Here is a 24,342-nt window from a genome sequence, read left to right as displayed (position 1 = left end):
GCTGGCGTGTAGTCGGATGCTGCCATCTGTCCGCCTCAAATGCAGCGATGGAGCTGCGGGCCCGTTCGGGAGTTTGCGGATTGGAACCACATCATAAACGCGTGCTCGGGGCACGATGAGTGTATCTGGTTCATCCGGTCCCGTATCGCCGAATATTGCGCCATACGGTCCTTCGCCCGCCCACACCTCCGACGACCTCAGATCTGCTCTGGCTTACGCCACAGCTGCGACCGGAGCCTTGTGATCCTTCTGCTTCTTCAGCAGCGCCCAGACGACGCGGGCTGTTTTGTTCGTTAGCGCGACCGTCACCAGCATGCGCGGCTTTCGCGCCAGCATCGGTTCAGGCCATGAGCCCTTGGGAGCGCCTCTCTCGTTCGCCTGAAGCACGACAGCGCTGCTCCCAATGATGAGAAAACGTCGAAGTGTACGCTCGCCCATCTCCGACGTCGCGCCGAGCTTCTGTTTGCCGCCGGTTGATTTCTGAAGTGGAGTGACCCCAGCGGCTGCGAAATCGCACTCGGCGGATGTTTAAGCAGGCGGCGCCAGCGCCGCGATCGCAGTCGCGCCGATCGGCCCGATACCCGGGATGGTCATCATCCGACGAGAGATCTCATCCTCTTGGGCGCGGCGGGCAATCTCCTTGTCGAGGTCCTTGATCCACTCATCAAGATGGCTCAGCAGATCGAGCATCGCGCGCAGCATCGACCGTGCCGCTTCCGGCAGCGTGCTCGCCATCTCCTCGTCCTCGAGCAGATCCGCCAGCATTGCTCCAGGGCACGGACCTTTGGGCGCCACCCATCCATACTTAGCAAGATGCCCTCGGACCGCGTTGACAAGGTGAGTGCGCTGCTTGACGAGCAGGTCGCGGGTTCTGAACACGAGGGCCGCCGCCTGTTGCTCTTCACCATTCACAGCCATGAACCGCATGCTTGGCCGCTGTGCCAACTCGCAGATCGCTTCCGCAACGATCGCGTCGTCTTTATGCCGCTTCACGAAGGGCTTCACATAAGCCGGCGGTTTCAACCGGACCTGATGACCGAGGTGGATGAGTCGGTGCGCCCAATGATGCGCACTCCCGCACACCTCGAGCGCAACGGTGCAACTCGGCTGTGTAGAGAAAGTCCAGCGACTTCCCGCGGCCGATCCGCTTGCTGAAAACCAGGTGGCCGCGCTCATCCGCTCCATACGCGTGCAAAACATGCTTGGCGATATCCAGACCGCTCGTGAAGTGGTCACCCACCCGTCGAAGTGCTCCAATTCGGGGCGTTACGATGGATGGGTGGATAGGCGACCTATCGGGGGGGCTCAGCGCGCACGGTTCGCGATGTGGCGATTGAGCGGGACAGGCCGAGTGCGGCTTTCCCGATGCGGCCGCTCCTCCAAAGCCTGTCGTCAAGCCCTGGCGAGTGTCTGCGCAGTTTCGCGATAGCCATGCAGCGGTCGTCCAAGCAGAGCGGTCAGCCGTTCGACATCCCCGGCGAGCGGGATCATGCCGTCGCTGACATAGCGTTCCGCCATCAGCCGCATCTCATAAGCGGTCCATCGGGGCATGAAAGACGCCATGTTTGACTCGAAACCGCTGGGATCGTCGCCACCATAAGCGATCGGCCGGCCGAGCACGTCAGACCAGATCGTCGCAACCTGTTCGCCAGTCAGCGTCTCCGGACCAACGACGTTGATCGTCTCGATCGGCAGGGTCCCGTCTGCTGCGTCGCGACGGATCAGTTCGAGCGCAGCGACCTCGGCGATGTCGCGCGCGTCCACCATTGCAACGCCCTTCCCTCCGATGGGCATGGGGTAGATGCCGTGCTGGAAGATCACGTCCTTCACCATCGCCTCATTGTCGATGAAGTAGGTCGGGCGAAGGATTGTCGCGCTGAAGCCCATTGCCTCCAGCATCCGCTCGGCACCGTATTTCACCGCGAAATGCGGCACGTTGACCGCGCGGTCGGCATCGAACACCGAGAGGTAGACAACGCGATCGATGCCGGCTTCACGTGCCAGGTTGAGCGTGATGATCGCCTGGGTGAACTCGTCGCCGCTTACGGTATTGAGAAGGAAAAGCGTGCGGACACCGGCAAGGGCGGCGCGCGCGGCCTCGATGTCGAGCAGATCGCCCTGCACGATTTCCACATCTACGGGAAAGGAGGCCTTGGCGGGATCGCGGGTCAGGACGCGAACGGTCGCTCCGCGCCCGACGAGTTGCGTGACAACGTGGCGGCCGACGCGGCCGGTGGCACCGGTGACGAGAATGGTCATTGCAGTTTCCTTCATTGTGTCTTGATGACTGACGGAAGATGCGTGATCCAGATCCATACAAACAGGCGCTCAATCTGGACGCGCTGTCTCGCTGGTGGAACGATATGGATCTTCTCGCTCTCGCCGACTTCACGCTCGTTGCCCGCCATGGCGGGTTCGGTAAGGCTGCGCGTGCTGCACGACGCCCGAAGGCGACACTGTCCCGGCGCGTCGCGGAGCTGGAGGCGCGCCTTGAGCTGCGTCTGTTCGAGCGGGGCCGTCGCGATCTCAAGCTGACCGAGGAAGGGCGCGCGCTGTACGAGCGCACGACGGTGCTATTGACCGAACTCGAGGAGACGACCGTCGCGATCGCGTCGCGCAGCGAGAGGGTGCGCGGACGGCTGCGGATCAGCGTGCCGCTGCTTTTCGGGCAGACCGCTATGGGCCGGCTGGCGGCCGGGTTCGTGCGCGCCTATCCCGATGTGCGGCTGGAGGTGTCGACTGACGACCGTGCCGTCGACATGATCGAGGAGGGTTACGATATCGTGGTCCGCGTGGATCCCTCGCCGGACGATGCGCTGGTCGGGCGGCGCTTCCTGCACGATCGGCTCGTGGCGGTGGCCGCGTTCGAGATGCCGCGGACGTCCGGCCTTGTCGTTCCCGCCGCCGAGCGCGGCGAATCTGCGATATCCAACTGGGCGTTGACCACGCGGGACGGACCGCTGGATATCACCGTCGATCCTGTATTGCGTTTATCGTCGCTGGTGATGATCCGCGACGCCGTGCTGGCAGGGGTGGCGGCGGCGCGACTGCCGCTGTCGCTCGTCAGTCGCGACATCGCCGCTGGCAGGATGGTACATTGGGGCGACGTTGCGGGATCGGACATCGGGCTCTGGGCGCTCTATCCTACACGCCGGCTGCTCAATCCGCGGGTGTCCGCCTTCATGGAGTTCCTGCGCCAGGCCTTCCCGACCGGCGCTCCGGAAGAACTCGCCGCCCATCTTGAACAGTGAGGGAGCGCCTTCCGGGCGAGCGAACGGCAGACAGGCCAAGGCTCCATGGGGTCGCCGCAAAAATCGAAGGGCGGGCAAGGTCCTGCGAGCAGGGCTCCACCCGCAACAATTCGCCAGCCGCTAACGGCCAGCAGCGATCGCCGGCGCCACAGCAACCATAAACCCGCCGCGGTGATGACATACATCAGGATGTGGAACAGCCCGTCGGCAAGGATCTGCGTTCCCAAATCCCGGAACGGCTCGCCGGGAACAAGGCTGAGCAGATGCGCCATGACGATTGTCTTGTCGCCCGCATCGGTGTTCGCATCGTCGAGACAATGCCGCCGCACGTCGATCATCGATGTCGCGTAAAGAAGGAAGATATGAAAGCGGTCTCACCGGAAGAGCGATGCATGGTCGCCGTCGCTGAAGGTAGAAAAGGCGAGACGCGGAAATAGCGCTGTCAGTCCTTCCTCATCGGGATCCACCGAATGCCCCAGTGCAGATCGGCATCGAGCGCTTCGCGGTCGGCATAATAGCGCACCAGCCGTGTCGCCCGCAGGGCGCCATCATCATTCTCGAGCAGCACGACGCCGCAGATCCAGCGGTCGTCGCGCCCCTCGGTCATCTGCACCTCGATAGCCGGCTGGTCGGGCATGGAGACCCTCACGACACCATCGGTCGCGCGCCAGTTCGGCACACCTTGGTAGATGTGAGCGAACACGGCGATTCGCTTGATCCTGTCCCAATAGGCGCCGTTGACGCGTATGGTTTCGCCATTACCCGCATCGCCGGTACGATCGTCTCCGTCCAACCTGATATAGGGTGGCTGGTCGAGGCTGCCAAAGGCATCGCCGATCGCTTGCACCACCATAATCGCGCCATCCTGCATCTCGTATAGGCAGCCGAGATCGAGGTCGATCGCGCTTGGGGTACGGCTCCAGTTGAGGGTGACGACGATCTCGCCGAACGCGCCGCCGCCTTTCTCGAGATTCACCGACTGGTCCGGCTTTTCGAGCGAGATCATCGCGGGCGTGATCGACGGAAGCGGTGGCGGCGCGTCCGCCACTTCGATCCCGAAGGCGCGCGCGAGCGGTGCGAGGCCTCCCTCGAACCCTTGGCCGACTGCCCTGAACTTCCACTCGGCGTCGCGCCGATAGAGTTCGCCAAAAATCATTGCGGCTTCGCTCGCGCCTTGCAACGGCGGGCTGAAACCAGCTACCTCGGCGCCGCCGGCGCAAACCGCTATGCGGGCGCCAGCAAGAATACTAAGAGTTTGCCTGCGCGCCTTGGCCTCGTCGATCGTGACGCAGAACACCACGCGCGCAATCTCGGCCGAAAGCCGAAGTAGGTCGACTTCGAAGCGTGCGCCAGCGCTTCCCCTTTCCGCAAGCCGGACGGCTCCGCTGTCGCTTTCGGGCTGGTTATAGAAGATCATGTCATGATCGCCGCGCACTTTCGCGTCCTCGGCGACAAGGAAGGCAGAAACGTCGACATCGCACCCGGCCGGCGCGATCAAACTTACCCTGATGTCGATCATGCCCCGCCCGATGAGCGTGTTGCCACCTTTCTGAAGCTCCATCGATTCCCTTTCAGAACGCGGGCTCATCACCGATGCGGTGTGGCTCTGTCTCAGTCTCCCACAGAGCAATCCGCGATGCAGGTGTAAACAGCAAGCGGGCACACTGGTAATCCGACGCGCCGCCGCCCAAGGAATTCACACCGATACTTGCTAATGCGGCAAAGTCTTACCAGCCGCGACTGGCTGGGCAAGGCAACGGCGGCCGTCGTGCTCGGCTTTACGCTGACGCTCGCGCTGACCTGCACCTTTTGCGTCCTGTTCTCGCACGGCGATTCTCACTTCACTGCCCAAGGGCAGCTTGCCATGTGGCTGGCGTCGCCGATCTGGTGCCTGATCCTGGGGCTGTGTTTCCTTTTTCGATCCAGCGTGCGTGCATGGATCTGGCTGGCGACGGCCAATCACGTTGCCTGGACGATCTGCGCCGGCGCCCGCCTGGTCATGGGCTGAACCACATGCGTACCGACATCATTCGCACCTACAAGGACATCCAAAGCTGGGTCGGCATCATCGCCGGCCTGGCCTTGTTCATCGCCTTTAATGCCGGGGCGATCACGATGTTCGAGGAGCCGCTCCAGCGCTAGGCGACGCCGCCGAGTGCGTTGTCGCCCCCTCCATCGCTCGAACGGACACCCGAACTCATCGACAAGGTGCTGGACGCGCACCCGGAGGCGCGGAAATCCTTCAAGGTGAATTTCGCAACCGGCCCCGAGCGGCCGGCGCGGGTGAGTTGGGAGACCGCACCCGGCGTCAGCCGGGAGATACACACTCCGCCAGCCTTGCGGGCGACGGTTCGCTGCAGGTCTCGATGCGCAAGCCGTCACCGGTCGCGGAATTGATCGACGCCCTCCACCAGCAGGTCGGGCTGCCATTCGGTCACGAGATCGCAATGCCGATCATGGAGATTATCGCCCTGCTCTATGCAATTGCGCTCATTTCCAGTGTGATTTGCCTTCTGCCCAGCCTGGTCAAGGACCTGTTCGCGCTGCGCTTCGGCAGCAACCTTAAGCGGATGTGGCTCGACCTGCACAATGTACTCGAGCTGTTCAGCCTGCCGTTTCACATCGTCATGGCGCTGACGGCCGTCATCTTCGCGTTTCACGACCAGATCTGCGACGCGCAGGGTGCGGTGCAGGCGATCGGCAGGGAGCAGGTCGAGCGGAGCAGGCCGCGGCGGCCGGATCCAAAGGCGGTGCCCGCCGATCGCGCAACGGTCCAGGACGTCTTGGCTCCGGTCGAGATCTTGAAGCGGGTGGCGCAGAAGCGACCCGGCCTCACGCTCGTCAGCATGAGCTACGACTATAATGATGAAGAGGGCGATCATGGTCACATCCTGGGTCACGACGCGCGCTACGGCTTGCGCGCGCCGACCTATGGCATGGGCGAGATCGACACCCAGACCGGCGCCATCACCGAAGCCGATTACCTCCCGGGCGAACAGGACGGCTGGTTTGCGACGATCACGAGCTTCTTCGCGGCACATTTCGGGATTTTCGGCGGGCCACCGGTGCGCTGGTCCTATTTTTTCCTGGACCTCTCCGGCGCATTCATCTTCTATTCGGGCAATCTGCTGTGGATCGAAAGCCGCAGGAAGAAGGAGCGCAAGGCTGGCGCTGTCGAACAGACCCGGGCGACGCGCATTCTTGGAGCGTTGACGTTGGGGTGCCGTTGGGCTGCGTTGCTGGCATCTCGGTGACCCTCGCTGCGGCGAAGTGGCTTCCCAGCGGATCACCCAACCTGGCAGCGTGGCATAGCCGCATCTACTATGCCGTATTCCTGCATGCCATCGGCTGGGCGCTGGCGCGCGGCGCCGCGCGCGGCGGGGTGGAGTTGCTGTGGGCTGCAGCCTTCGACCGCGCTGATCCCGCTGACAAGCCTCACTGCGGGATCATTGGGGGCATGGAGCCACGGCGAGCAGACCATCCTGGTCGACGGCGTGGCCTCGATAGCCGTCATTGCGTTCGTCTGGATGGGGCGGGCGGCTCGGCGCCGTTCGCGTGTCGGACCGCGCGACAGTGTCTGGTCCAGCTTCCGGCGGTCGGTTTCGTCGTCGGTTCCCAGGTCTGCGTGAGACCGCGGCGCGGAGCAGCGGGAAACAGCTTAGACAGTGTCGCAGGCCTTCGATGCTCGTGCGAGCCGAAGGGAACGCGAGGAGGCGACCACGTGATCTCGGAGATTGAGATCATCGATCGCTCTACTCGCAGGTGAGTCTCACCCTTTCGTTGACCCGCCGCATGACGAAGGCCAGGCGTTCACCGGCCTCTGTCCGCTTCTTGCGCCGGCCAGGTTCAGTGCTTTTCTGGCGAAAGCGCGGGGGCGGTCTCGCGTACCGACACTCTCACGGCGCCGGGAGAAGGGCCGAGTCTGAGGGCTCGACCCTGGGGGAGGCGAGGATGCCTGAAGAGTGCGGCCATCCCGCAGCAGCGTGCTTGCCGCGAATGCAACTAAGGCGTTCAACATGCGTCGATACGGCGACGCACAGCCGGCATCGCTTAGGTGCTCGCCCGTGTGACGACTGGTCGAGCGAGATTTCCGCACGCAGCGGTGCCCAAGGAGGCCTTGTGTGACTCTCGACATAGGCAGCCCACGGGTGCTTCGGTATCATGCTGCCATGCCAAGCATGAGACACCTCGCTGTGCTGATCCTTTTTTCCCTGTCCGGGGCGGCTGCGTCGGCAGCCGAGGTTGCGCCCGGCCGCTGGAAGATCCAGGATTCGCAGGTTGCGCCTTGGGCTACTTCAACCGAGGAGGCGCGAGCCTCGGATGAAATGATGCTAGATGGCAGGTCGATCGACTTCCGCTCCAACCAAATTTCGGCGCCCGAACCACTGAACTGCGAACGGCCCGCGTACCGCATCGCGAACGTCCCGCCCGACTATCTGTTTCAGGGCTCCCTGCGCCAGCCTGCGGCCGACGCGCGTTCGCTCGGCTTCCGCACCGCGAAAATCCCGACGCTGAAGACCGGATGCGAAGGGTTGATCGACTTCCACTTCATAGACGACGGCACGGCGATGTTCGCGCTGAACAACCGGCTCTACACGATCGTCCGAGATCAATGAGAGCGTAGCGGGTCATGCGCTCTCGCAGTGGATCGATGCCGTTTCGACCAGTGAGACCGGACCTCCCGATATGTTGAGAATCAAGGATGTTATGATCCGGCAGCCATGGCGGTAAGGGCCCTCCGGAACGCGCGTGCTCCTTCAGTGAGCGACCCATCCTCCGTCGACGGAGATGTTCGCCCCGGTGATCTGCGCCGCGCTGTCGGAGCAGAGAAAAACGGCAATGGCAGCCATCTGCTCGGGCGTGACGAATTGCTTGGTGGGCTGGGAGCCAGCAGCATGTCGTTGATCACCTTCTCGCGTGTCAGATTCCGGGCTTTCCTGGTGTCGGGGATCTGCTGCTCGCCGAGCCGCGTCCATACATAGCCCGGACTGATGCAGTTGACGGTGATCCTGTCGGTGGCGGGTTCCAGCGCTGCGGTCTTCGCCAGGCCGGCGATGTCGTGCGTGGCCGCGACATAGGCCGGCTTGAACGGGCTCGCGATAAGCGAGTGCGCCGACGCGGTCGAGATGATCCGGCCCCAGCCGGCCTTCTTCATCACCGGGATCACCGCCTGCATGGCGTGGAAGGCCGCAGAGAGGTTGATGGCGATGATCTGGTTCCATTCTCGACAGGAAGGTCCTCGATCGGCGCTACGAACTGGATCCCCGTATTGTTGATCAAATTGTCGACGCCGCCGCGCCGCCCTGCGGCGAGATAGACCAGCCCGGCGATCCCCTCCGGTTGGTCATGTCCGCGGACGAATAGAGGGCTCTTACCCCGAACTCGCTCTCGATCGCGGCACGCTCCCGCTCGATGTCGTTCGCCTTGCCGAAGCCGTTGATGACGATGTCGGCGCCCTCGGCGGCAAATGCTCGGGCATAAGCGAGGCCATATGCCGCTGGTGGATCCGGTGATGACGGCGTTGCGGTCTTGAGGCTCCTGTGTCTTCCTCCTTCAGGCGAGATAATCGTGGAGCACGCGGCCATAGGGCAGCACGAAGTCGACAAGCTGGTGGCGCCCGCCGACGATCCGCCTGACCGGCAGGTCGGCGACGCGGCAGTTGACATGCGGGATCAGGTGCAGGCGGGCATCGCCCTCCCAGGCCCCGTGCACTGTCACGCGCTCGAGGTTGTAGCCGACAAGCTGCGCCACCTTCGGCGAGCCGTCCACATCGGGGATCAGCTTCAGGTTCACGTTGAGCTTGCCGATCCCGGCGGCGACGGCGTCGAGGCGATCGGACAGATCGCGCACCTTGTATTGCATCGTGCCCATCGCGACGCGTTCATCGCCATAGTGCAGCGTGCCCGTCAGCGTGTCCTTCACGACCTTGAGCCGCGGCACGCCGAACTTCTTGGGGAAGCCCCATATCTCGCGGCCGCCGGTGATCGGCGGCTCGTCGTCCAGATACATCTGCACCGAGAAGTTGCAGGCTTCGCCCTGCCACAGCGCATGGATCCCGGTCCCGCTCTCCTCATAGTCGCCGAAGCCAGAGGAGTCCGGCATCTTCATCCACTCGTAGAAGACGAGGTTGCCGGGTGCCGGCTCCAGCGGCTCCGGGAGCGCGGCCCGCAGCGCATCCGGATCCGTCTCATAGGTGATGATCAGATATTCGCGCTGGAAGAAGCGATAGGGCCCGAGCGGATAGCTGGGCGCGAACGCCGGCATCGACGGCGTCTGCAGGATCTCGTCACGCGTCATGCGAGAATTCTCCAAGGGACCAATGATGTTCGAACCTGCCATGCCCAGCGGGCGTGTGAGCCTATACATTGGTCTGGCGTTGGCGGCTCTCTCGTCGAGAGCGATGGAGTGAGCGCCGCGCCAGCTTGCCGGCGGTGATCCGGCGCCGCGCCCCGGGGCGGGCTGATGCTGTCAAAGGTCGGGGCGAAATCGCCACCGCCGCCGCCGCCGGCATCGTGTGAAGTGGCGTCGTCGGGCTTGTCGAGGGAGATCGTCATGGGCGGAGCCGGCTGCGATAATAGCGGCTCTTTCGCGACCTCGATCCCGAATGATCGCGCAAGCGGCGCGAGGCCACCAGCGAACCCTTGGCCGACCGCCCGGAACGTCCACTCGGAGTGGCGTCGACACAGTTCACCGAAAACCATCGCTGTCTCGCTCGCGCCATCAACGGGGGCCTGGATGCGGCGGCCTCGGCGCCGCCGGTGGAAGCCCTGATGCGCGCATCGGCAAGGGTGGCAAGCGTATGGCATCGTGCTCTGGCGCCGTCGGTCCTGACGGGGAACAGCACGCGCGCCTCCGAAGGAACATTATCGACGCCCGATTAAGGAAGCGCGGCCAGCCGGGTCAAACAAGATCCGAATGCGCCGCGGGTTCGGGCACTGGCACAGTGACGAGCAACTTAAACGCTTCCCTCCACCGGCGCCCCTTTCTGCGACTGCAAGCGGAGCTGTTGTCCCCTTCGGCGCTGCGGCAGAAAACTTTATGGCTCGTTCACAGTCGTGCCCGGCGGTAGTTGGTCGCGAACCGAAAGGCGAAGCCCGAAGCGCAGCCCGTCCGGGGCGAAATCAAACTCCACTCCATTGCCTTCCCCCCGGAGGGCGCGCTCAATCATGCGCGAACCGAACCCCTTTCGCGTCGGCGGCGATGCCTCGGGACCGCCGCGTTCGACCCATTGCAGGTTTAGCAGCGGGACAGTCCCTTCATTGTTACAGCTCCAGGATATTTTCACCGACCCGGTCGAGTTGGAAAGCGCCCCGTATTTTACCGCGTTGGTGGCGAGTTCATGCAGCACCATGGCGAGCTGCAACGCCTTTTCGGAAGGGATCCTTATCTCGGCTCCTGAGATGTCGAACCGCTCACTTCCTTCGGCCGCGAAGGGATCCACAGCGCGCCGGACAATATGCGCGACATCGACCATCTCCCAGTCGCGCTGGGTCAGCAGATCATGCGCTCCGGACAGCGCGAGCAGGCGAGAGATGAAGGCGTTGAGCTCCGTCCGGGGGGCCTCGCGGAACGTCTGCATGGCAACCGCCTGGATCGTGGCCAGCGTGTTCTTCACGCGGTGCTTCAGCTCATGGAGGAGCAGCTCCTTCGACTCCTCGGCGCGCCGCCGTTGTTCTATTTCGCGTTGCGCAGCCTTGTGCAGCCGTGCGTTGTCCATGGCGATCGCCGTCTGCGTGGCGATGGCGGAGATCATATGTTCTGAGTCGGATGTGAACCTTGCCGGTTCGTCATGAGCAAAAAAGAGCCCACCGAGAACCTCGCCCGACACCGAGACGACCGGGACTGCCAGATAGCTGACTACTGGAAGGTGACCTTCCGGCATGCCATAATGGGGCGCACTGTGCCCGTAGCGGGGGTCGCGACGGATATCATCGGACCGCACAACGTCTTCGCCGGCAAAGGTGGGCGCGAACACCGCCGTATTCCGAGGCATGCCGAACTGGTCGAATGCGTCACGGGGCGCTCCAGACAGCGTGTAGAGCTGGTACGACTCGCCGGCGCCGTCGATGACATTGTAAAAGAAGGCCCCGAACCTGGCACCGGTAAGCTCGGTACCGATATCGGTCACCGATTGCACGATCCGGTCGAGATCGAGATCGCGGGAGATCACCTTTGCAACTCGGTTGAGCGTCTGGAGACGTTCGGACTGCTGCGCGAGGACCGCTTCCGTGTGCTTCCGCGCGGAAATGTCGCGGGCGATTTTTGAGGCGCCGATAATCGCGCCGTCTGCTGCCTTGATCGGCGATATGGTCAGCGATATGTGGATGAGAGCGCCATCCTTGTGCTGGCGGACGGTTTCGAAGTGCTCGAGACGCTCGCCGCGTTTCAGTTTAGCGATGATCTCGTCTTCTTCGGCTCGGCGATCCGCCGGTATCAAGGTCAGGATCGAGTGCCCGATGATCTCTTCGGAAGCATAGCCAAAGGTGCGCTCTGCGCTCGCATTCCAATCAGTGATGATCCCGCCGAGCGTCGTGCCGATAATGGCGTCTTCGGACGACTCGATGATGGCCGCGAGCCGGTAGGCATCGATCGAGCAACCTCTCTCGTTCCAAGGGTCGCTGTCGTTCGCATCGCTTTCCACGTTCGCCGCCATCAGGATCCGTTCCGGTCGCCGACCAGCTGTGTAATTGCCTCCAGCAGCCGATCCATCACGTAGGGTTTGTCGAAGACGAGGTCGAACAGGTCAGCGCGTGCGCGTGCTATGGCCCCCTGCGCGCCGCTTACGAGGACGATCGGGATACGCTGCAAGGTGCTGTCGGCCTTCACAGCTTCAGCGAGTTCGAGGCCTGTCATCAACGGCATCATGAAATCGGTGATGATGAGATCCGGCACCACCTCGCGAACGAGCTTGAGCGCCGCCGCGCCGTGCGCGGCCTCGTGCACCTCGTGCCCGGCCTCCTCGAGGCTCAGGACAAGCATGTCGGCGATCAGGAACTCGTCCTCGGCGACGACGACCTTCATCGCAAGCTCCATGGAAGCGTTCGATCCATGGAGGGCCTTACGCTTCAAGAGGCTTGGCCAGCCCGGTGGAAATTCCGGTTGCGGGCTCGAATGGGCCTTTGATCGCAAGGCCGTGCCCATCGATGACAACCTCCTGGGGGGAGGCCTGGAAGGACTGGTCACGAATTTTCAGGACGGACATCACCCGCTTGTACTCGGCCCGGATCTCGACTTGTCGCATCATGATGAGGTTATCGAGCAGACTGGAAATTTCGGGGCCGGGAGCTGCAACCTCGGACGCGAAAAGGTCACGCAACTCCCACGTGCCGACGGTAGTAACGCCCCGGGCGCGCAATTCGTTCGTCAGGGCCGCAAAAAATTCTACAAGCCGCGGGCGATGGACGGCCGCGCGCTCGAACCCGCTGAAAGAGTCGAGGAACAGCCGCTTCACGCGGCGAGCCGACACCGCATCGAGGAGCCGATAGGCCAGCTTGTCGGTAAGGTTCTCGGTCAGCGGCTGCCACAGAAGCTCGACGGCGCCACTGTCGACCTGTCCGCGGAGGTCCAGACCCAGCGCGCTCGCCTTCAGCAACAAACGGTCGGGCGCTTCATAGAAGCCAAAGTGGAGAGCCGGTTCAGCTTCCGAAGCGGCTGAAAGGAAGTTGATGCCGAAGGAGGTCTTCCCACAGCCTGAAGGGCCGATCAGCAAAGTGATCGAACCGTTGGGAAGACCACCGCCGGTGATTGCGTCGAAACCTTCGATCCCGGACGCAAGCGGCGTCGGGTCAGGCCTGTCCTCCGTCAACGGCGTGTTCAACGCGGCTTCGATCCGGGGAAAAACCGAAACGCCGCCGCTTCCGATCTCATACTGATGATAGCCGCCCAGCGCGGCGCTTCCCCGAGACTTGCGGACCCGCAGGCGACGCACGGTGCGGACGCCGACGAGCTCGTCATGGAGCTCCAGCACGCCATCAACCATGGTGTGCTCGGGACTGTCGTCCTGAAGCCTGGCGCTGGTCAGGAAGAGGACGGTACATCCGACGAAGGCTGCCTGGCTCTGCACTTCGGCAACGAAGGTCTTGACGTCCAGGTCGGTCTCAGCGCGATCCCGTGCGTTCAGGAGGCCGTCGAAGACGATCAGCGCCGCATTCCGGCGCTTCGTTTCCTTGCGAAGGAGGTCCACGACCGCACCGAGGCCTTCGTTGCTGAGCGTCTGAAACACGCTCACATAAGTGATGTTGCTGCCGAGCTGATCTTCCTCGAAGAAGGTCAGGGTCGAAAGGGACTGGAAAAGGCGGTCATGGGTTTCGGCGAGCAGGGTGACGTAAAGCACCTTCTTGCCGGTGGCGGCGGCTGCGAAGGCAATTTGATTGCCGAGGATGGTCTTGCCCGCGCCCGGCTGCCCCTGCACGATGTAGGAGGATCCCTCGACGAAGCCGCCGCCGAAAACCGTATCAAGGCCGGGCATGCCCGTCGAAAACCGGGGTAGGGATTGGATCACGCACAAACCTCACAAGGATAAGCGGCCGAGAGGCCTGTTTCCTTCGATAGCAGCCTGAGCACCGATCGTCTTGAGGAGAGACTGCTTTTTTCAACGCCCTGTCCCACCGACGTTTCGGGCGTACCAAGAGGACGAGTGGCTGAACCAGAACCCCTTTGCTTTCGACCCGCAAAGCAGTTTTCGGGTCCTCGGCGCCAGCGGAAAGGAGCGAACCGCGCCGTCGGCCAACAGGTCGTCTGGCTGGCGCTACCGGTCCTGGACGGCTGCCCCGCCAAACGCTGCTCATCTGCGTACCGTTAGGCGAGTTCGGCTGTGAAACCGGCAATTTCTCCCGCAACGTGTCGCGGCAGTTCGTGATGCAGCCAGCGGGTCTCGGTCGCAAACGGGCCCGTCTTGAACAGTGAGGGAACGTCTTCCGGGCGAGAGAACTGCCGATAGGCCGAGGCTCCACGGGGTCGCCGCGAAATCGAAGGGAATGCAAAGTCGGTGCGCTGACCGCGCGTGGCAAAATCAGGACCGACTCGATCGCCGCTTCTTCGCATCTGGGGAAATGAACCGTCGGCTGCGAATTGAATATGGATGCTCGATCCATCCTTCTTTGACCGCGACGTCGCAGTCGTCGCCCCCGCGCTGATCGGAACCATGTTACACGTCGACGGCGTCGGGGGCGCGATCGTCGAAACCGAGGCCTACGACGCGCAGGATCCCGCTGCGCACACATTTCGTGGACCGACACCGCGTAATGCCGCCATGTTCGGGCCCGCCGGACACGCCTATGTCTATCGCAGCCACGGTTTGCACTGGTGCATGAACTTCACCTGCGGCCATGGGGCGGGTGTTCTCATCCGCGCGATCGCACCACAGGCCGGGCAAGAGATGATGCGCGCGCGTCGCGGTGTCATGGCGGAACGGCTGCTATGTTCCGGGCCGGGGCGGCTGTGCCAGGCGCTCGCGGTGGATGGCAGCTTGTGCGAGGTGCCGCTCGACCGACCGCCCTTCGCTCTATCGCCTGCGGTGCGGCAGCCGGTCGTGGTCGCCGGTCCGCGCATCGGCATCAGCGTCGCCACCGACACGCCCTGGCGTTTCTGCGCTGCAGGCTCGCCTTTTCTCAGCCGGCCGGTGCGGTTCTCTCCCGCCGCATAAGCGAGCGCGCATTGCCGGTCGATGCAGGGCCATCAATGCCGCGTCTGGACGCTGGAGAGGAGGCGTTGGTGCATAACCCGCTTCATGCGGTGTCCGGCGCAACGGTGGCGTTGCAAAGGCTTGCTCGCCGCTCGGCTAACGGCTTCAACGGGTCACGCAGCCGCCACTCATCTTTGGCATCATATCGTCGGCATTGCGCCAGATGCCGTCTATTTGCCCTGACGGAGACAGGGCGCGCTCAGCCGGAGCCGGCCGCTGAAAATCCGGTGGTTGACGCGGATAGTTTTACCGACCCGGATCATGCGAGAATTACTGATATCCGCCTTCCTCCTTGCGCTCCTTTGCCGCTTCTTTCTGCACATCCTCCATTTGCTTCTTCTCCGCCTCGTTCTCAGGGTCGGGCTTCTGGTCGTTGGTTTGCTGCATCTCCATTTTCTTCTCCTGTCTTTTATGCCTTCATCAACCGGTGGGGAGCGGCCATGTTCCGACAGCGTCACTTTCAAAAGGGGTAGCAATAACCTTGAATGGCCTTCCGCCTGTCAGTGCCGCCGCCGCTCTGCCTTCGCCTTGCCTGGTGAAAGAACGCTCAGGAGTCATGCCCTCAGCCGAGTTCCGCAGCCGGCAAGCACGGGTGAGCGGGTTACGAGCAACGCTCCTTGACGGTACAGGCGTTGCTCGGCGCCCTGATCGTCGAGCGAGACCGCCATCATCCTGCCGCGCGGGTCGACCCAAATTGCGCGGACACGCGCATTCGCCGCCGCGTCCAATCCCTCTCCGGGCGACGTTCCCGGCGTGAAAAGGACGATTGCGGTCCGCGTGTCCTTGACCGGTCGGGCTGCGCCTCCTGCACCCGCCAGGGCAAGCATCGCGAGAATGGAGATGGTCACACCGCCGCCTCCCCTGCGGCTGAAGCCGTTCTGGCGCAGGGTCCGCCAGGCAAGGCTAAGCGGCCCGCAGCCGAACAGCGTCAGCCAAACCACATCATATAAAAGCGGATCCGGCACGTTCACACGAATGCGATGAAGCCCGAGAAGCCAGTGGAAGATGCCGACATCGACAACGTTCCAAAGACCGAAGCCGAGCAGGGCGCCGCCCGCAACGACCCGGCCCCCACTAACGGCCAGCAGCGATCGGCGGCGCCACAGCAACCATAAACCCGCCGCGGTGATGACATACATCAGGATGTGGAACAGCCCGTCGGCAAGGATCTGCGTTCCCAAATCCCGGAAGGGCTCGCCGGGAACGAGGCTGAGCAGATGATGCCATTGCAGGATCTGGTGAAGAAGAATGCCGTCGAAGAAGCCGCTCAGCCCAATGCCGATGACTGCCGTCGGCAGGATCAGGCCCGAGGTTGAAGCGCGCGGGGCAGGGGCGTCCGCATGTTTCGCGGCAGAGCGGATTGGTCCTCCTGACATCATTTCCCCGCTCCTGAAGCTGCAGCCATCGTACGCCTCAACGATTTTGGGGTGACGAGAGGCCCTCGTTCATCATCTGCCGCCCGCTGGCGATATGGCTCCATCGCGCGACCGCTGGCTGAGTTCCCGCGGGTTCACCTGGGTTAGTAGGATCGCGCTGGTGCGCTTGCATGTCGGACCATGTCGCGGACGCCGAGAGTGGCGCCGAGGCCACCGCTTCGCGCGTCCGAATCTGCCCGGCGGATTTCGTCCGCACTCCCTATCGAACCATGACTTCCGTCTTTTTCGGGCGTTTACCGGAGCGCATCGCGTTACCGCGACCTGCCTTTCACCCGATGATAAAGGCAGACGACAAAGACATTCCTGCCGCCATCGCGATGTCGTTGCCCTATGTTATTGAGGGGTGGGTTTCATCCCTAGGCTTCGCAACACGTTGGACGTGCACATCTTCGTCAGAAAAGCACAGACGAACCCCTGTTGATGAGGTGGCATCATGAGCCATTGGCTATGTCGGATTGCGCACCAGTGGACGATGTGGCGCCCTTACAGGCGCTCATACCCGGCGGAGAATCGTCGGAGGTGCATGCGCTGCGGCAAAATCGCATCGCGGGTCATCCTCAGCTGAGTGAACGTCGATCGCCCCGAAGGGACGCTCGACGGCTGACCGCTTCATCCGTCGGCACGTCCGCTTTGCGCTAATTTTCGCTATGACTGCGCCGTTCTGGCATGTTCGAGCGGAGAAGTCGACCACGGCGCGAGAAGCGCTCTGGATGGTTGGTCCCGGGATTTGCTGGTGCGTATCTGATGTGAAGCGGGCCGGCTCGACGTGCCAAGGCTTGCAGATGGCTTCTTCGGGATGAGGCCTCGAAGGGTCTTGAGTCTGCGCCCGAAGTTGTAGGCGGTAATGAGGCGTGTTCCGGGTGTCACAGGTGATGAACAAGGTGGGCTTCTCCTCGGGTGTCGGGGGCGAGAACAGGCGTGAAGGCATGTCGCAGCATGATTCTACGGCGATCTTCGATGTAAGCGATCGGAGCTCAGCTGCGTGCATCGCAGCGCATATTGCAGAAGCGCGCCGCCTCGTGAGTGGGCTGAGGCAAAGACCCAATTCGCCGTAGTTTTCGGCGAACGGTTCGTCATCTGATGACGGTAACTGGCCTCACGCACAAAATTTCCGACAGTCCCACAGTCCCCCGATCACCGCACTCGCCTGCACGATGAGCATTGAAGATCCCCGCCGCTTTGCCAGAAGCGAGGATGTTGGTGCCTATGCTGGCCTAGTCCCCCGTCGCAGCCAATCAGGCGAGCGCGACACGCAAGGGCACATCTCAAGAGCCGGAGATCCGATGCTGCGCCGCGCGCTGTATGAAGCGGCCAACGTCATTCTCACCCGGGTCAAGCGACCCTTCGCCTTTCAGCAATCAGGAAGGAAGCTGGCTGAAGCCAAGGGATCAAAGCGAGCCAAAGTCGCCGTGGCACGCAAACTCGCCGTTCTGTTGCACACCGTTTGGTTGACCGAGACCGAGTTCCGCTGGGTCTGATCCAGCGCTCCTCATCCCGATCAGCCATGCCCGGACGATCTCGTCAGGTAAGTGGAGGTTCAACCTCGCTGGAGACCCAGAGACGTCCACCCACCATCGCCCGGCCGCGATCATGAAGGCTCGGACAGCAGGCTTCTCAAGCCGTTCGATGACCTCGGAGACAACCATTGGCATCCGGGCACTCGAAGGAAGGCGCATGCGCAAAATCAAGTAAACAACTTAGCTGCCGTTCGCGCTGAAGCGGGCGAGTGACCGCTATTGTCGGGAGCGGACAAAGCTGTGGTTGATTCTCATGCTACTAGACGCCAACCTTCATCTCGGATCGAGCGTGTCTGCAGTAAGCTGATTGCAGCTATGATTAAACCGAGCAGCCTGCGAGGCGTTCAAGGAAGATGGCTAATCAAATCGAGATGATGCGGCGCCAGCGGGCGCTGGCCGACTTCGGAGACTTCGTGCTTGATCACGAGGACTTGGACGAGATCCTCAACGAAGGCTGCCGACTCATCGCCGAGGCGCTGGGAGCCGATCTGGCGAAGGTGTTGGAGATCCAGCGCGAGAGCAACACGGCCGTCGTGCGCGCCGGCGTCGGCTGGCGACCCGGGATCGTAGGGCACGAGCGTGTCTGCTTGAGCGAGCGCTCATCCGAAGCCTTTGCGATTGAAAGGACGGAACCGGTCATCACCAACGACATCGCCAGTGAGGATCGGTTCGAGTTTCCATCTTTCCTGCGCGATCATGGCGTCATCGCCCTCGTTAATGTTCCGATCCTGCTCCCTGGGCGCAGACCGTGGGGTCTATTGCAGGTCGACGCACGGGAACCCCGTGAGTTTGATCTGGCGAGTATCGAGTTTCTCAAGACCTACTCCATGGTGCTGGGTCCGGTGATCGACCGCATTCTGGTCGCGGTCGAGCGGGAACAGGCGCGCAGTGGACTGGCGGCGCGTGAGGAGCGACAGACTTTCCTGCTCGCGTTGGGCGACGCCATGAGGGCCGAACGCGGAGCGTGCGAAAAGGTCAAGGTCGCAGCTCGACGCCTGGGCGAGCGGCTAAGTGCGACGCGGGTTCTGTTCGCGGAGTTCGATGAAGCGAAAGGCATCGCCGACATCTTCGGCGGGTGGTGCGCTGACGGCGTTCCACCCTTTCCGGCGCGCATGCAGCTGGAAGATTACGAAGGTCCCGTCTTGAACGACCTCCGCGCCGATCGCACGGTGCGGATCGACGACATTCGCCGCCACGTCGATCAACCAGCGTTTGCCGCCATCGCACAGGTGGGTGTGGGCGCCTTGCTCAGCGTCCCGCTGCTGGTCGACGATAAGCTGCTGGTGAATCTCAGCGTCCATCAGCAGGAGGCCCGGCGCTGGACCGACGCCGAGGTTGCCCTCGTCCAAGAAGTCGCGGAGCGGTTGTGGGCGGAGGTCGTGCGCGCCCGCACCGAGTTGGCGCTGGGAGCAAGCGAGGAGCGCTATCGCGAGCTGTTCGAGCGGATTGACGAAGGATTCTGCATCATCGAAGTGATCTTCGAGGGCGATGCACCCGTCGACTACCGGTTTTTGGACGTGAACCCCGCCTTCGAACGCCAGACCGGCATTCTTGAGGGCAAAGGCCGCCTCATGCGCGATATCGCACCTGAGCACGAGCAGCATTGGTTCGACATCTATGGCGAGATTGCGCTAACGGGCGAGCCTAGGCGCTTCGAAGCCCGAGCGGATGCGCTGGGCCGCTGGTACAGCGTCTATGCCTTTCGCGTCGACGAGCCGGAGCAGCGGCGCGTGGGCATCCTGTTCGACGACATCGGCGAGCGCAAACTGGCCGAGGAGGCACTGCGCGACAGCGAAGAACGGCTGCGCCAGTTCGGAGAAGCGTCGCAGGACGTCCTGTGGATCCGCGACGCGGAAGCGATGCAGTGGAAATATCTGACACCCGCCTTTGAAGCGATCTACGGCCTCAGCCGCGAGGAGGTGCTCACCGGTGACAATTTCAGGTCGTGGCTGGAACAGATCGTCCCGGAAGACCGGAACATGGCCGCAGAGAATATACGCCGCGTCCGCCAAGGTGAGCACGTCACGTTCGAATACCGTATCAGGCGTCCTGTTGACGGCGAGATCCGCTGGCTACGGAACACCGACTTTCCCATCGTCGGCGAAGATGGCGCAGTGAACTTGATTGGCGGCATCGGCTCCGACATTACGGATGCAAAGCGCACGCAGGAGTTGCTTGAGCGAAGCGAGGAACGGCTACGCAGCGCGGTCCAGGTAGGCCGGCTGGGCCTTTGGGACTGGAATGTTCTCACCGGGGACATCCATTGGTCGGACGAGCACTTCCGCATGGAGGGCTATGCGGTTGGCGAGGTGACGCCGAGTTACGAAGCGTGGGCGGCGCGCATCCATCCGGATGACCGTCCCGCGGCGGAAGCGGCGTTGCGTCAGGCCCAGGAAGCTCACGCGGAGTTCGATCACGAATTCCGGACGGTTCATCCAGACGGCTCGGTCCATTGGCTGCAAGGGCGCGGCCGCTTCTTCTATGACGAGAATGGACAAGCGATCCGGATGGTCGGGGCGATGACGGACACCACGGCACGGCGCGAAGGGGCGGAGCGGCAGCAGGTCCTTGTCGCGGAGCTGCAGCATCGGACACGCAACCTGATAGGCGTGGTGCGATCGATGTCGGACAAGACCGCTCGCGCGAGTTCTGACCTGACGGAGTTCCGCAGGCGCTTTCGCGATCGGCTCGATGCGCTTGCCCGCGTGCAGGGCCTGCTCTCGCGCCTGGACGAGCATGATCGCGTCAGGTTCGATGAACTGGTCCGCACGGAGCTGGCTGCCATGGACGGCGGGTCCGACCGAGTTACGCTCGTCGGGCCGGCCGGCATCCGCATCCGCTCCTCGACAGTTCAGATGCTCGCAATGGCGCTCCACGAGCTTGCCACCAACGCCGTGAAATATGGGGCGCTCGGGCAGCCGCAGGGGCGGCTTGCCGTCACATGGACGATCGAGCGGACCGGCGCCGACAACAAGCCCTGGCTCCATATCGACTGGCGGGAGAGCGGGGTGGAGATGCCTGCCTCTGGCTCGCGGCCGACTGGCACTGGTCAAGGGCGCGAGCTCATCGAGCACGCCTTGCCTTACCAGCTGATGGCGAAGACGAGCTATACGCTCGGCTCGGATGGGGTGCATTGCACGATCTCAATGCCTGTCTCGGAGAGTAGGACGGAGGTGTTAGCCCAAGCCTGAGTGCAGCTTTAGCGGCCGGCGCATTCTCGTGATCGAAGACGAGAATATGCTGGGGGATTATCTCCGAACCGAGCTCGGGGATGCAGGTGCGGGCGTCGTAGGGTCGGTCGGCACGCTTGAGGAAGCGCTGGATCCAATCCGCTCTCAAGCAGCGCCGACGCGGCAGTCGTGGACGTGAACCTCGGGGGAGAGCCGGACATTTCCGCCATGAAAGCCTGGTCGCACGATCCGTTCCGGTCGTGCTCGACACCGGCTATGACGAATGCGCCATCCCCGGAAACTTCAAACATCTTCCACGGTGTGAGAAGCCCATCAACATGAGCCGCCTCGCGACGCTGCTTCGCCGAAGAGTCGGCATCTGATTGTCGGAATTTTGCCACGAAGACAGATTAGTCGACGAGCCCGGGAGCGAACACTAAGCGAGCGCTTCGCGAAGTGCGCGCAGGATGGAAGCGTCATTCGCGGGCTTCAATAAGACTGAATGTGCGCCATGTGACGCCGGAAGCTCGTTCGGCGCCCCTATTGCGAAAATGAAAGGTGTGCCCCTCTCTTCAAGCCGATGCGCCACGGGCAGCGATGTCTCATCAACGAGGCACAGATCAAGGATGGCGGCGTCCGGTGCCCGCTCGAGCGAACTCAGAGCGTCTCCCACGGTCGCGAAAGGCCCAACGATCGTAGCACCCACCCGCTCGAGGAGCTCCACCAACTCCCGCGCCAAGTAATAGTCATCCTCGACCACTAAGATGCGGCGGCCGGCCAATATGTTGGAATTCATCAATCCGCCTTTCCGAGCACATTAGACGGATAAATGAGGGCGTCTTTCATCAGCCTTAAGGGGGCGTTATTTGTTTGACAGGGTCATAATAACCTACGTTAGATTCTGGCGAGTTCAGGTGCGATCGGCCGGAGACGCAGAAAACCGGTCGAACGGCATCTGTGGACGCCCCTACGGATGCAAGCGGTAAATCGGGGTAGATCGGCACGTAGTCGGATGATGTCGCCTGTCCGCCCTCGACGAGCACCGCCATAGCTGCGGGCCAGCATGGGAGTTCGCGGATCGGAACCACATCAGCTTTCCGTGCTTGGCTAGCGCTCCGCCATTCCCTGGTTCCTTCGGCCCCCTCTCGCCGACCGTTGTGCGCCATACCCTCCTTCGACCGCGGACGTCCCCGACGTCTCTGGCCGCTGTCCAGGCTTACGCCGCGGCCGCTGCCGGACCTCCGTAATCCTCTTTTCTGGTCATGACCGCCCATTCGATGCGCGCCATCTTGTTGGCCAGTGCCACCGAGACGAGCATGCGCGGCTTGCGCGCCAGCATCCGCTCCAGCCATGATCTTGCCGGCGCGCCGCGCACGGTCGCCTGCCTGACGACGAAGCTGCCTCCGATGATGAGCAACCGCCGGATGGTGCGTTCTCCCATCTTCGAGATCCGGCCAGGCTTTTGCTTGCCTCCTGTCGAGTGCTGGAGCGGCGCGAGCCCGAGAGAGGCGGCGAAATCGCGACCCTTGGCAAAGGTCCCGACCGGCGGCGCGAGCGCGACGATCGCGGTGGCAGCGATCGGGCCGATGCCGGGGATCGTCATCAGCCGGCGCGCTACCTCAGGGGAAAAAATCACGTTCCATCAGGCAAAGGAGCGCTTGCTTCCTGCTCCTGTGTTGGCGTCTTCCGCTTCGCACCATGATCCTTCTGCCTTGTCGTCTCGCTTGCCTTGTCGTCTCGCTTGCCTTGTGGTGCGGCCGAAACCGGCCAGCGCCCCCGCGACGCTAGCAGTGCCTACTTTTCCCACAGCGACCGCGAAAGCCGTCGAACCGATTCATTTCCCTTCTCGTCGATGTGCTTGGATTGCCGGCAGCGAAGGCGCGTCGACCCGGATGGCGTTGACGTCGCTTGACTGCACATGCGTTCTCAAGTTCGTTCTACTCGCTCTGTATCGCGTACCGGGAGTGCTCCGTGCTGACAAAACAAAGCCCCATGGATGGCGCTGCGCTTAATCGTGCCGTCGATCTGTTGTGCAGACACACGGCTCTTAGCGACCATGAGCGTGATGCCCTGCTCTCCCTGCCCTTCACGCTCACCAGCGTCGAGAAGGGAGAATATATCAGTGTAGAGGACGAACCTGCACGCCGTTGCGCGATAGTGATCTCCGGCTTTCTCGCGCGACATAAGACGACGTCCAGAGGGGCGCGCCAGATAGTCAATCTGAGCCTTGCCGGCGATTGGGTCGATCTGCCGAACAGCGTCATGCAGGTTGCCGACCACAGCGTTCAGGCCTTAACTCCCGCCACCGTAGCGTTTATCGCGCGGGAGGATATCCTCGCCGTGGCTACCGAGCACGCCGCGCTTCTCAAAGCATTGTGGGTAGAGTCGATGATTGACGCCTCTATTACCCGGACGTGGCTTGTGAACGTCGGAAAGCAATCTGCACGCGCCCGTGTTGCCCACCTCATCTGCGAAGTGCATGAGCGAGAGCGGAACGTGTCACTTGTGCCGCCCAATGAGGTGCTTTTCCCGTTCACCCAAGAGGAAATTGGCGACATGACGGGTATGACGAATGTCCATGCCAATCGTACGCTTCAGGGTCTTAAGGCAGACGGCTTAATTGCAAACCGCGGCCGTGATTTGATTATATTGGACTGGCAACAATTGTACCATGTAGCTGGCTTCGATCGGCGATATCTTCATCGAAATGTGCATCTACAATGGTAACTGCGCAATCGAGGTGAACAGTTTTCAGCAATCGACCATTTTGGTCCGAAACCTCGACGCGTCCATGATAAGACAACAATGTATCGGCAAGGACAGTTTCAGCAATGTTGGCTAAAGTGCTGACACTTAAACGTGTGGCGGCGTCGATATCTGGAAATTCTTGACCTTCAGTATCTACGTAAGCTTCTTCTTCATGCAAAGTCACATGATAGCGCGGCATCTGAATCTCCATCTGCCCCAAGGCTGCCACGAATCAGTAAACAATCTATTTATTTATGAGCGCGTGATCTCGTGACATGTCTATCGTGCCAATGCGGATGGACACCAGCACGCAGATCTCGGTCGCAATGCGGTGCGGCTGCGACCGAGGGTGGCGACGGCCCGCTGCGCCTAGCGCGTCTCGGTGACGTCCTCGCGATGAGGCAGTGACGATGACGGTGTCGCGGGTGTTGCATACCGGCTCCCAATTGTCCCGACGGCTGCTCTGGCGGTCTGACCGCGCCTTAGCGAGACGCTAACCTGCTGGCTCCAGAGCGCCTCGCCATCGAGCACTGCGCG

The 24,342-nt window shown here is 62.4% G+C and carries 23 protein-coding genes and 3 pseudogenes; 10 read left to right on the top strand and 16 right to left on the bottom strand.

All coding sequences use genetic code 11. The features are described 5' to 3' along the window. Positions 1-213 precede the first annotated feature (213 nt). Both FHS96_RS28100 and FHS96_RS28095 read right to left on the bottom strand, forming a co-directional pair. Positions 214-1,240: pseudogene (locus tag FHS96_RS28100) on the bottom strand (IS110 family RNA-guided transposase). Between the two features lie 152 nt (positions 1,241-1,392). After that, positions 1,393-2,259 carry an SDR family oxidoreductase gene (locus FHS96_RS28095; RefSeq protein ID WP_429599790.1) on the bottom strand — a complete coding sequence of 289 codons (867 nt, stop codon included), beginning with the start codon at positions 2,257-2,259 and terminating at the stop codon, positions 1,393-1,395. 104 nt (positions 2,260-2,363) lie between these two features. On the opposite strand from FHS96_RS28095, the gene FHS96_RS28090 reads away from it, so the two are divergent. Further along, a complete protein-coding gene (locus FHS96_RS28090; protein WP_429599787.1) occupies positions 2,364-3,251 on the top strand; it encodes a LysR family transcriptional regulator in 888 nt (295 codons plus the stop codon). On the opposite strand, the gene FHS96_RS28085 is transcribed toward FHS96_RS28090, so the two are convergent. Further along, complete coding sequence (locus tag FHS96_RS28085) at positions 3,140-3,523, bottom strand: DUF2243 domain-containing protein (protein WP_429599831.1); 384 nt, start codon at positions 3,521-3,523, stop codon at positions 3,140-3,142. The genes FHS96_RS28090 and FHS96_RS28085 overlap by 112 nt on opposite strands. Here FHS96_RS28085 and FHS96_RS28080 point away from each other — a divergent pair. Further along, on the top strand, positions 3,443-3,688 hold the full coding sequence (locus FHS96_RS28080; RefSeq protein WP_429599836.1) for a hypothetical protein: 246 nt from the start codon (positions 3,443-3,445) through the stop codon (positions 3,686-3,688). The two genes, FHS96_RS28085 and FHS96_RS28080, sit on opposite strands and share 81 nt — an antisense overlap. 5 nt (positions 3,689-3,693) lie before the next feature. On the opposite strand, the gene FHS96_RS28075 is transcribed toward FHS96_RS28080, so the two are convergent. Continuing rightward, complete coding sequence (locus FHS96_RS28075; protein WP_429599784.1) at positions 3,694-4,914, bottom strand: TerD family protein; 1,221 nt, start codon at positions 4,912-4,914, stop codon at positions 3,694-3,696. A 51-nt stretch (positions 4,915-4,965) separates the two neighbouring features. On the opposite strand from FHS96_RS28075, the gene FHS96_RS28070 reads away from it, so the two are divergent. Next, the gene (locus tag FHS96_RS28070) at positions 4,966-5,259 is read left to right on the top strand and encodes a hypothetical protein (protein WP_429599782.1); all 294 of its coding nucleotides are present in this window, start codon (positions 4,966-4,968) and stop codon (positions 5,257-5,259) included. Between the two features lie 5 nt (positions 5,260-5,264). Continuing rightward, positions 5,265-5,393, top strand: coding sequence for a hypothetical protein (locus FHS96_RS28065; RefSeq protein WP_429599780.1), 129 nt, complete (start codon positions 5,265-5,267; stop codon positions 5,391-5,393). Here the strand turns inward: FHS96_RS28065 and FHS96_RS28060 are convergent. Further along, the gene (locus FHS96_RS28060) at positions 5,390-5,578 is read right to left on the bottom strand and encodes a hypothetical protein (protein WP_429599834.1); all 189 of its coding nucleotides are present in this window, start codon (positions 5,576-5,578) and stop codon (positions 5,390-5,392) included. The two genes, FHS96_RS28065 and FHS96_RS28060, sit on opposite strands and share 4 nt — an antisense overlap. On the opposite strand from FHS96_RS28060, the gene FHS96_RS28055 reads away from it, so the two are divergent. Both FHS96_RS28055 and FHS96_RS28050 read left to right on the top strand, forming a co-directional pair. Beyond that, positions 5,540-6,505: a PepSY-associated TM helix domain-containing protein gene (locus FHS96_RS28055; protein WP_429599777.1), complete on the top strand. Its 966-nt coding sequence runs from the start codon at positions 5,540-5,542 to the stop codon at positions 6,503-6,505. The genes FHS96_RS28060 and FHS96_RS28055 overlap by 39 nt on opposite strands. Before the next feature lie 939 nt (positions 6,506-7,444). Next, entirely contained in the window at positions 7,445-7,867 is a 423-nt protein-coding gene (locus FHS96_RS28050) for a hypothetical protein (RefSeq protein WP_429599776.1), read from the top strand. A 141-nt stretch (positions 7,868-8,008) separates the two neighbouring features. On the opposite strand, the pseudogene FHS96_RS28045 reads toward FHS96_RS28050, so the two are convergent. The 6 genes and pseudogenes from FHS96_RS28045 to FHS96_RS28020 form a co-directional block, all read right to left on the bottom strand. Then, positions 8,009-8,765: pseudogene (locus FHS96_RS28045) on the bottom strand (3-hydroxybutyrate dehydrogenase). A gap of 39 nt (positions 8,766-8,804) precedes the next feature. Next, positions 8,805-9,548, bottom strand: coding sequence for an acetoacetate decarboxylase (locus FHS96_RS28040; RefSeq protein WP_429599774.1), 744 nt, complete (start codon positions 9,546-9,548; stop codon positions 8,805-8,807). Beyond that, positions 9,545-10,057 carry a TerD family protein gene (locus tag FHS96_RS28035; protein WP_429599772.1) on the bottom strand — a complete coding sequence of 171 codons (513 nt, stop codon included), beginning with the start codon at positions 10,055-10,057 and terminating at the stop codon, positions 9,545-9,547. The genes FHS96_RS28040 and FHS96_RS28035 overlap by 4 nt, the downstream gene beginning before the upstream one ends. Before the next feature lie 230 nt (positions 10,058-10,287). Then, positions 10,288-11,904 (bottom strand): PAS domain S-box protein, encoded by a 1,617-nt coding sequence (locus tag FHS96_RS28030; RefSeq protein ID WP_429599769.1) that lies wholly within the window; start codon positions 11,902-11,904, stop codon positions 10,288-10,290. Then, positions 11,904-12,272: a response regulator gene (locus FHS96_RS28025; protein WP_429599766.1), complete on the bottom strand. Its 369-nt coding sequence runs from the start codon at positions 12,270-12,272 to the stop codon at positions 11,904-11,906. Before FHS96_RS28025 ends, FHS96_RS28030 begins: the two co-directional genes overlap by 1 nt. A gap of 37 nt (positions 12,273-12,309) precedes the next feature. Beyond that, a complete protein-coding gene (locus FHS96_RS28020; RefSeq protein WP_488168735.1) occupies positions 12,310-13,752 on the bottom strand; it encodes a DUF7125 family protein in 1,443 nt (480 codons plus the stop codon). A gap of 579 nt (positions 13,753-14,331) precedes the next feature. Here FHS96_RS28020 and FHS96_RS28015 point away from each other — a divergent pair. Continuing rightward, on the top strand, positions 14,332-14,895 hold the full coding sequence (locus tag FHS96_RS28015) for a DNA-3-methyladenine glycosylase (RefSeq protein ID WP_429599761.1): 564 nt from the start codon (positions 14,332-14,334) through the stop codon (positions 14,893-14,895). Between the two features lie 309 nt (positions 14,896-15,204). Here the strand turns inward: FHS96_RS28015 and FHS96_RS28010 are convergent, their stop codons facing one another. Next, entirely contained in the window at positions 15,205-15,327 is a 123-nt protein-coding gene (locus FHS96_RS28010) for a hypothetical protein (RefSeq protein ID WP_429599759.1), read from the bottom strand. Between the two features lie 161 nt (positions 15,328-15,488). Further along, the gene (locus FHS96_RS28005; RefSeq protein WP_429599756.1) at positions 15,489-16,313 is read right to left on the bottom strand and encodes a DUF2243 domain-containing protein; all 825 of its coding nucleotides are present in this window, start codon (positions 16,311-16,313) and stop codon (positions 15,489-15,491) included. 1,190 nt (positions 16,314-17,503) lie between these two features. Between FHS96_RS28005 and FHS96_RS28000 the strand changes: the two genes are divergently transcribed. Together FHS96_RS28000 and FHS96_RS27995 are read left to right on the top strand one after the other, a co-directional pair. After that, the gene (locus FHS96_RS28000) at positions 17,504-17,848 is read left to right on the top strand and encodes a transposase (RefSeq protein WP_429599828.1); all 345 of its coding nucleotides are present in this window, start codon (positions 17,504-17,506) and stop codon (positions 17,846-17,848) included. Positions 17,849-18,240: 392 nt separating this feature from the next. Then, positions 18,241-21,078, top strand: a complete 2,838-nt coding sequence (locus tag FHS96_RS27995; RefSeq protein ID WP_429599754.1) for a PAS domain-containing protein — start codon at positions 18,241-18,243, stop codon at positions 21,076-21,078. A gap of 415 nt (positions 21,079-21,493) precedes the next feature. Here the strand turns inward: FHS96_RS27995 and FHS96_RS27990 are convergent, their stop codons facing one another. Both FHS96_RS27990 and FHS96_RS27985 read right to left on the bottom strand, forming a co-directional pair. After that, positions 21,494-21,853: a response regulator gene (locus tag FHS96_RS27990; protein ID WP_429599751.1), complete on the bottom strand. Its 360-nt coding sequence runs from the start codon at positions 21,851-21,853 to the stop codon at positions 21,494-21,496. Positions 21,854-22,273: 420 nt separating this feature from the next. Beyond that, positions 22,274-22,675 (bottom strand): annotated as a pseudogene (locus FHS96_RS27985) (transposase); the annotation flags it as partial. Positions 22,676-23,028: 353 nt separating this feature from the next. Between FHS96_RS27985 and FHS96_RS27980 the strand changes: the two are divergent. Then, the gene (locus FHS96_RS27980) at positions 23,029-23,784 is read left to right on the top strand and encodes a Crp/Fnr family transcriptional regulator (protein WP_429599749.1); all 756 of its coding nucleotides are present in this window, start codon (positions 23,029-23,031) and stop codon (positions 23,782-23,784) included. Here FHS96_RS27980 and FHS96_RS27975 read toward each other — a convergent pair. Continuing rightward, positions 23,702-24,004, bottom strand: a complete 303-nt coding sequence (locus FHS96_RS27975; RefSeq protein ID WP_429599746.1) for a DUF6894 family protein — start codon at positions 24,002-24,004, stop codon at positions 23,702-23,704. The two genes, FHS96_RS27980 and FHS96_RS27975, sit on opposite strands and share 83 nt — an antisense overlap. Positions 24,005-24,342: the final 338 nt, after the last annotated feature.

It is taken from the genome of Sphingomonas zeicaulis (assembly GCF_050433225.1).
Classification (GTDB): domain Bacteria; phylum Pseudomonadota; class Alphaproteobacteria; order Sphingomonadales; family Sphingomonadaceae; genus Sphingomonas_D; species Sphingomonas_D zeicaulis.
This window is presented reverse-complemented; position numbering and strand designations above follow the sequence as displayed.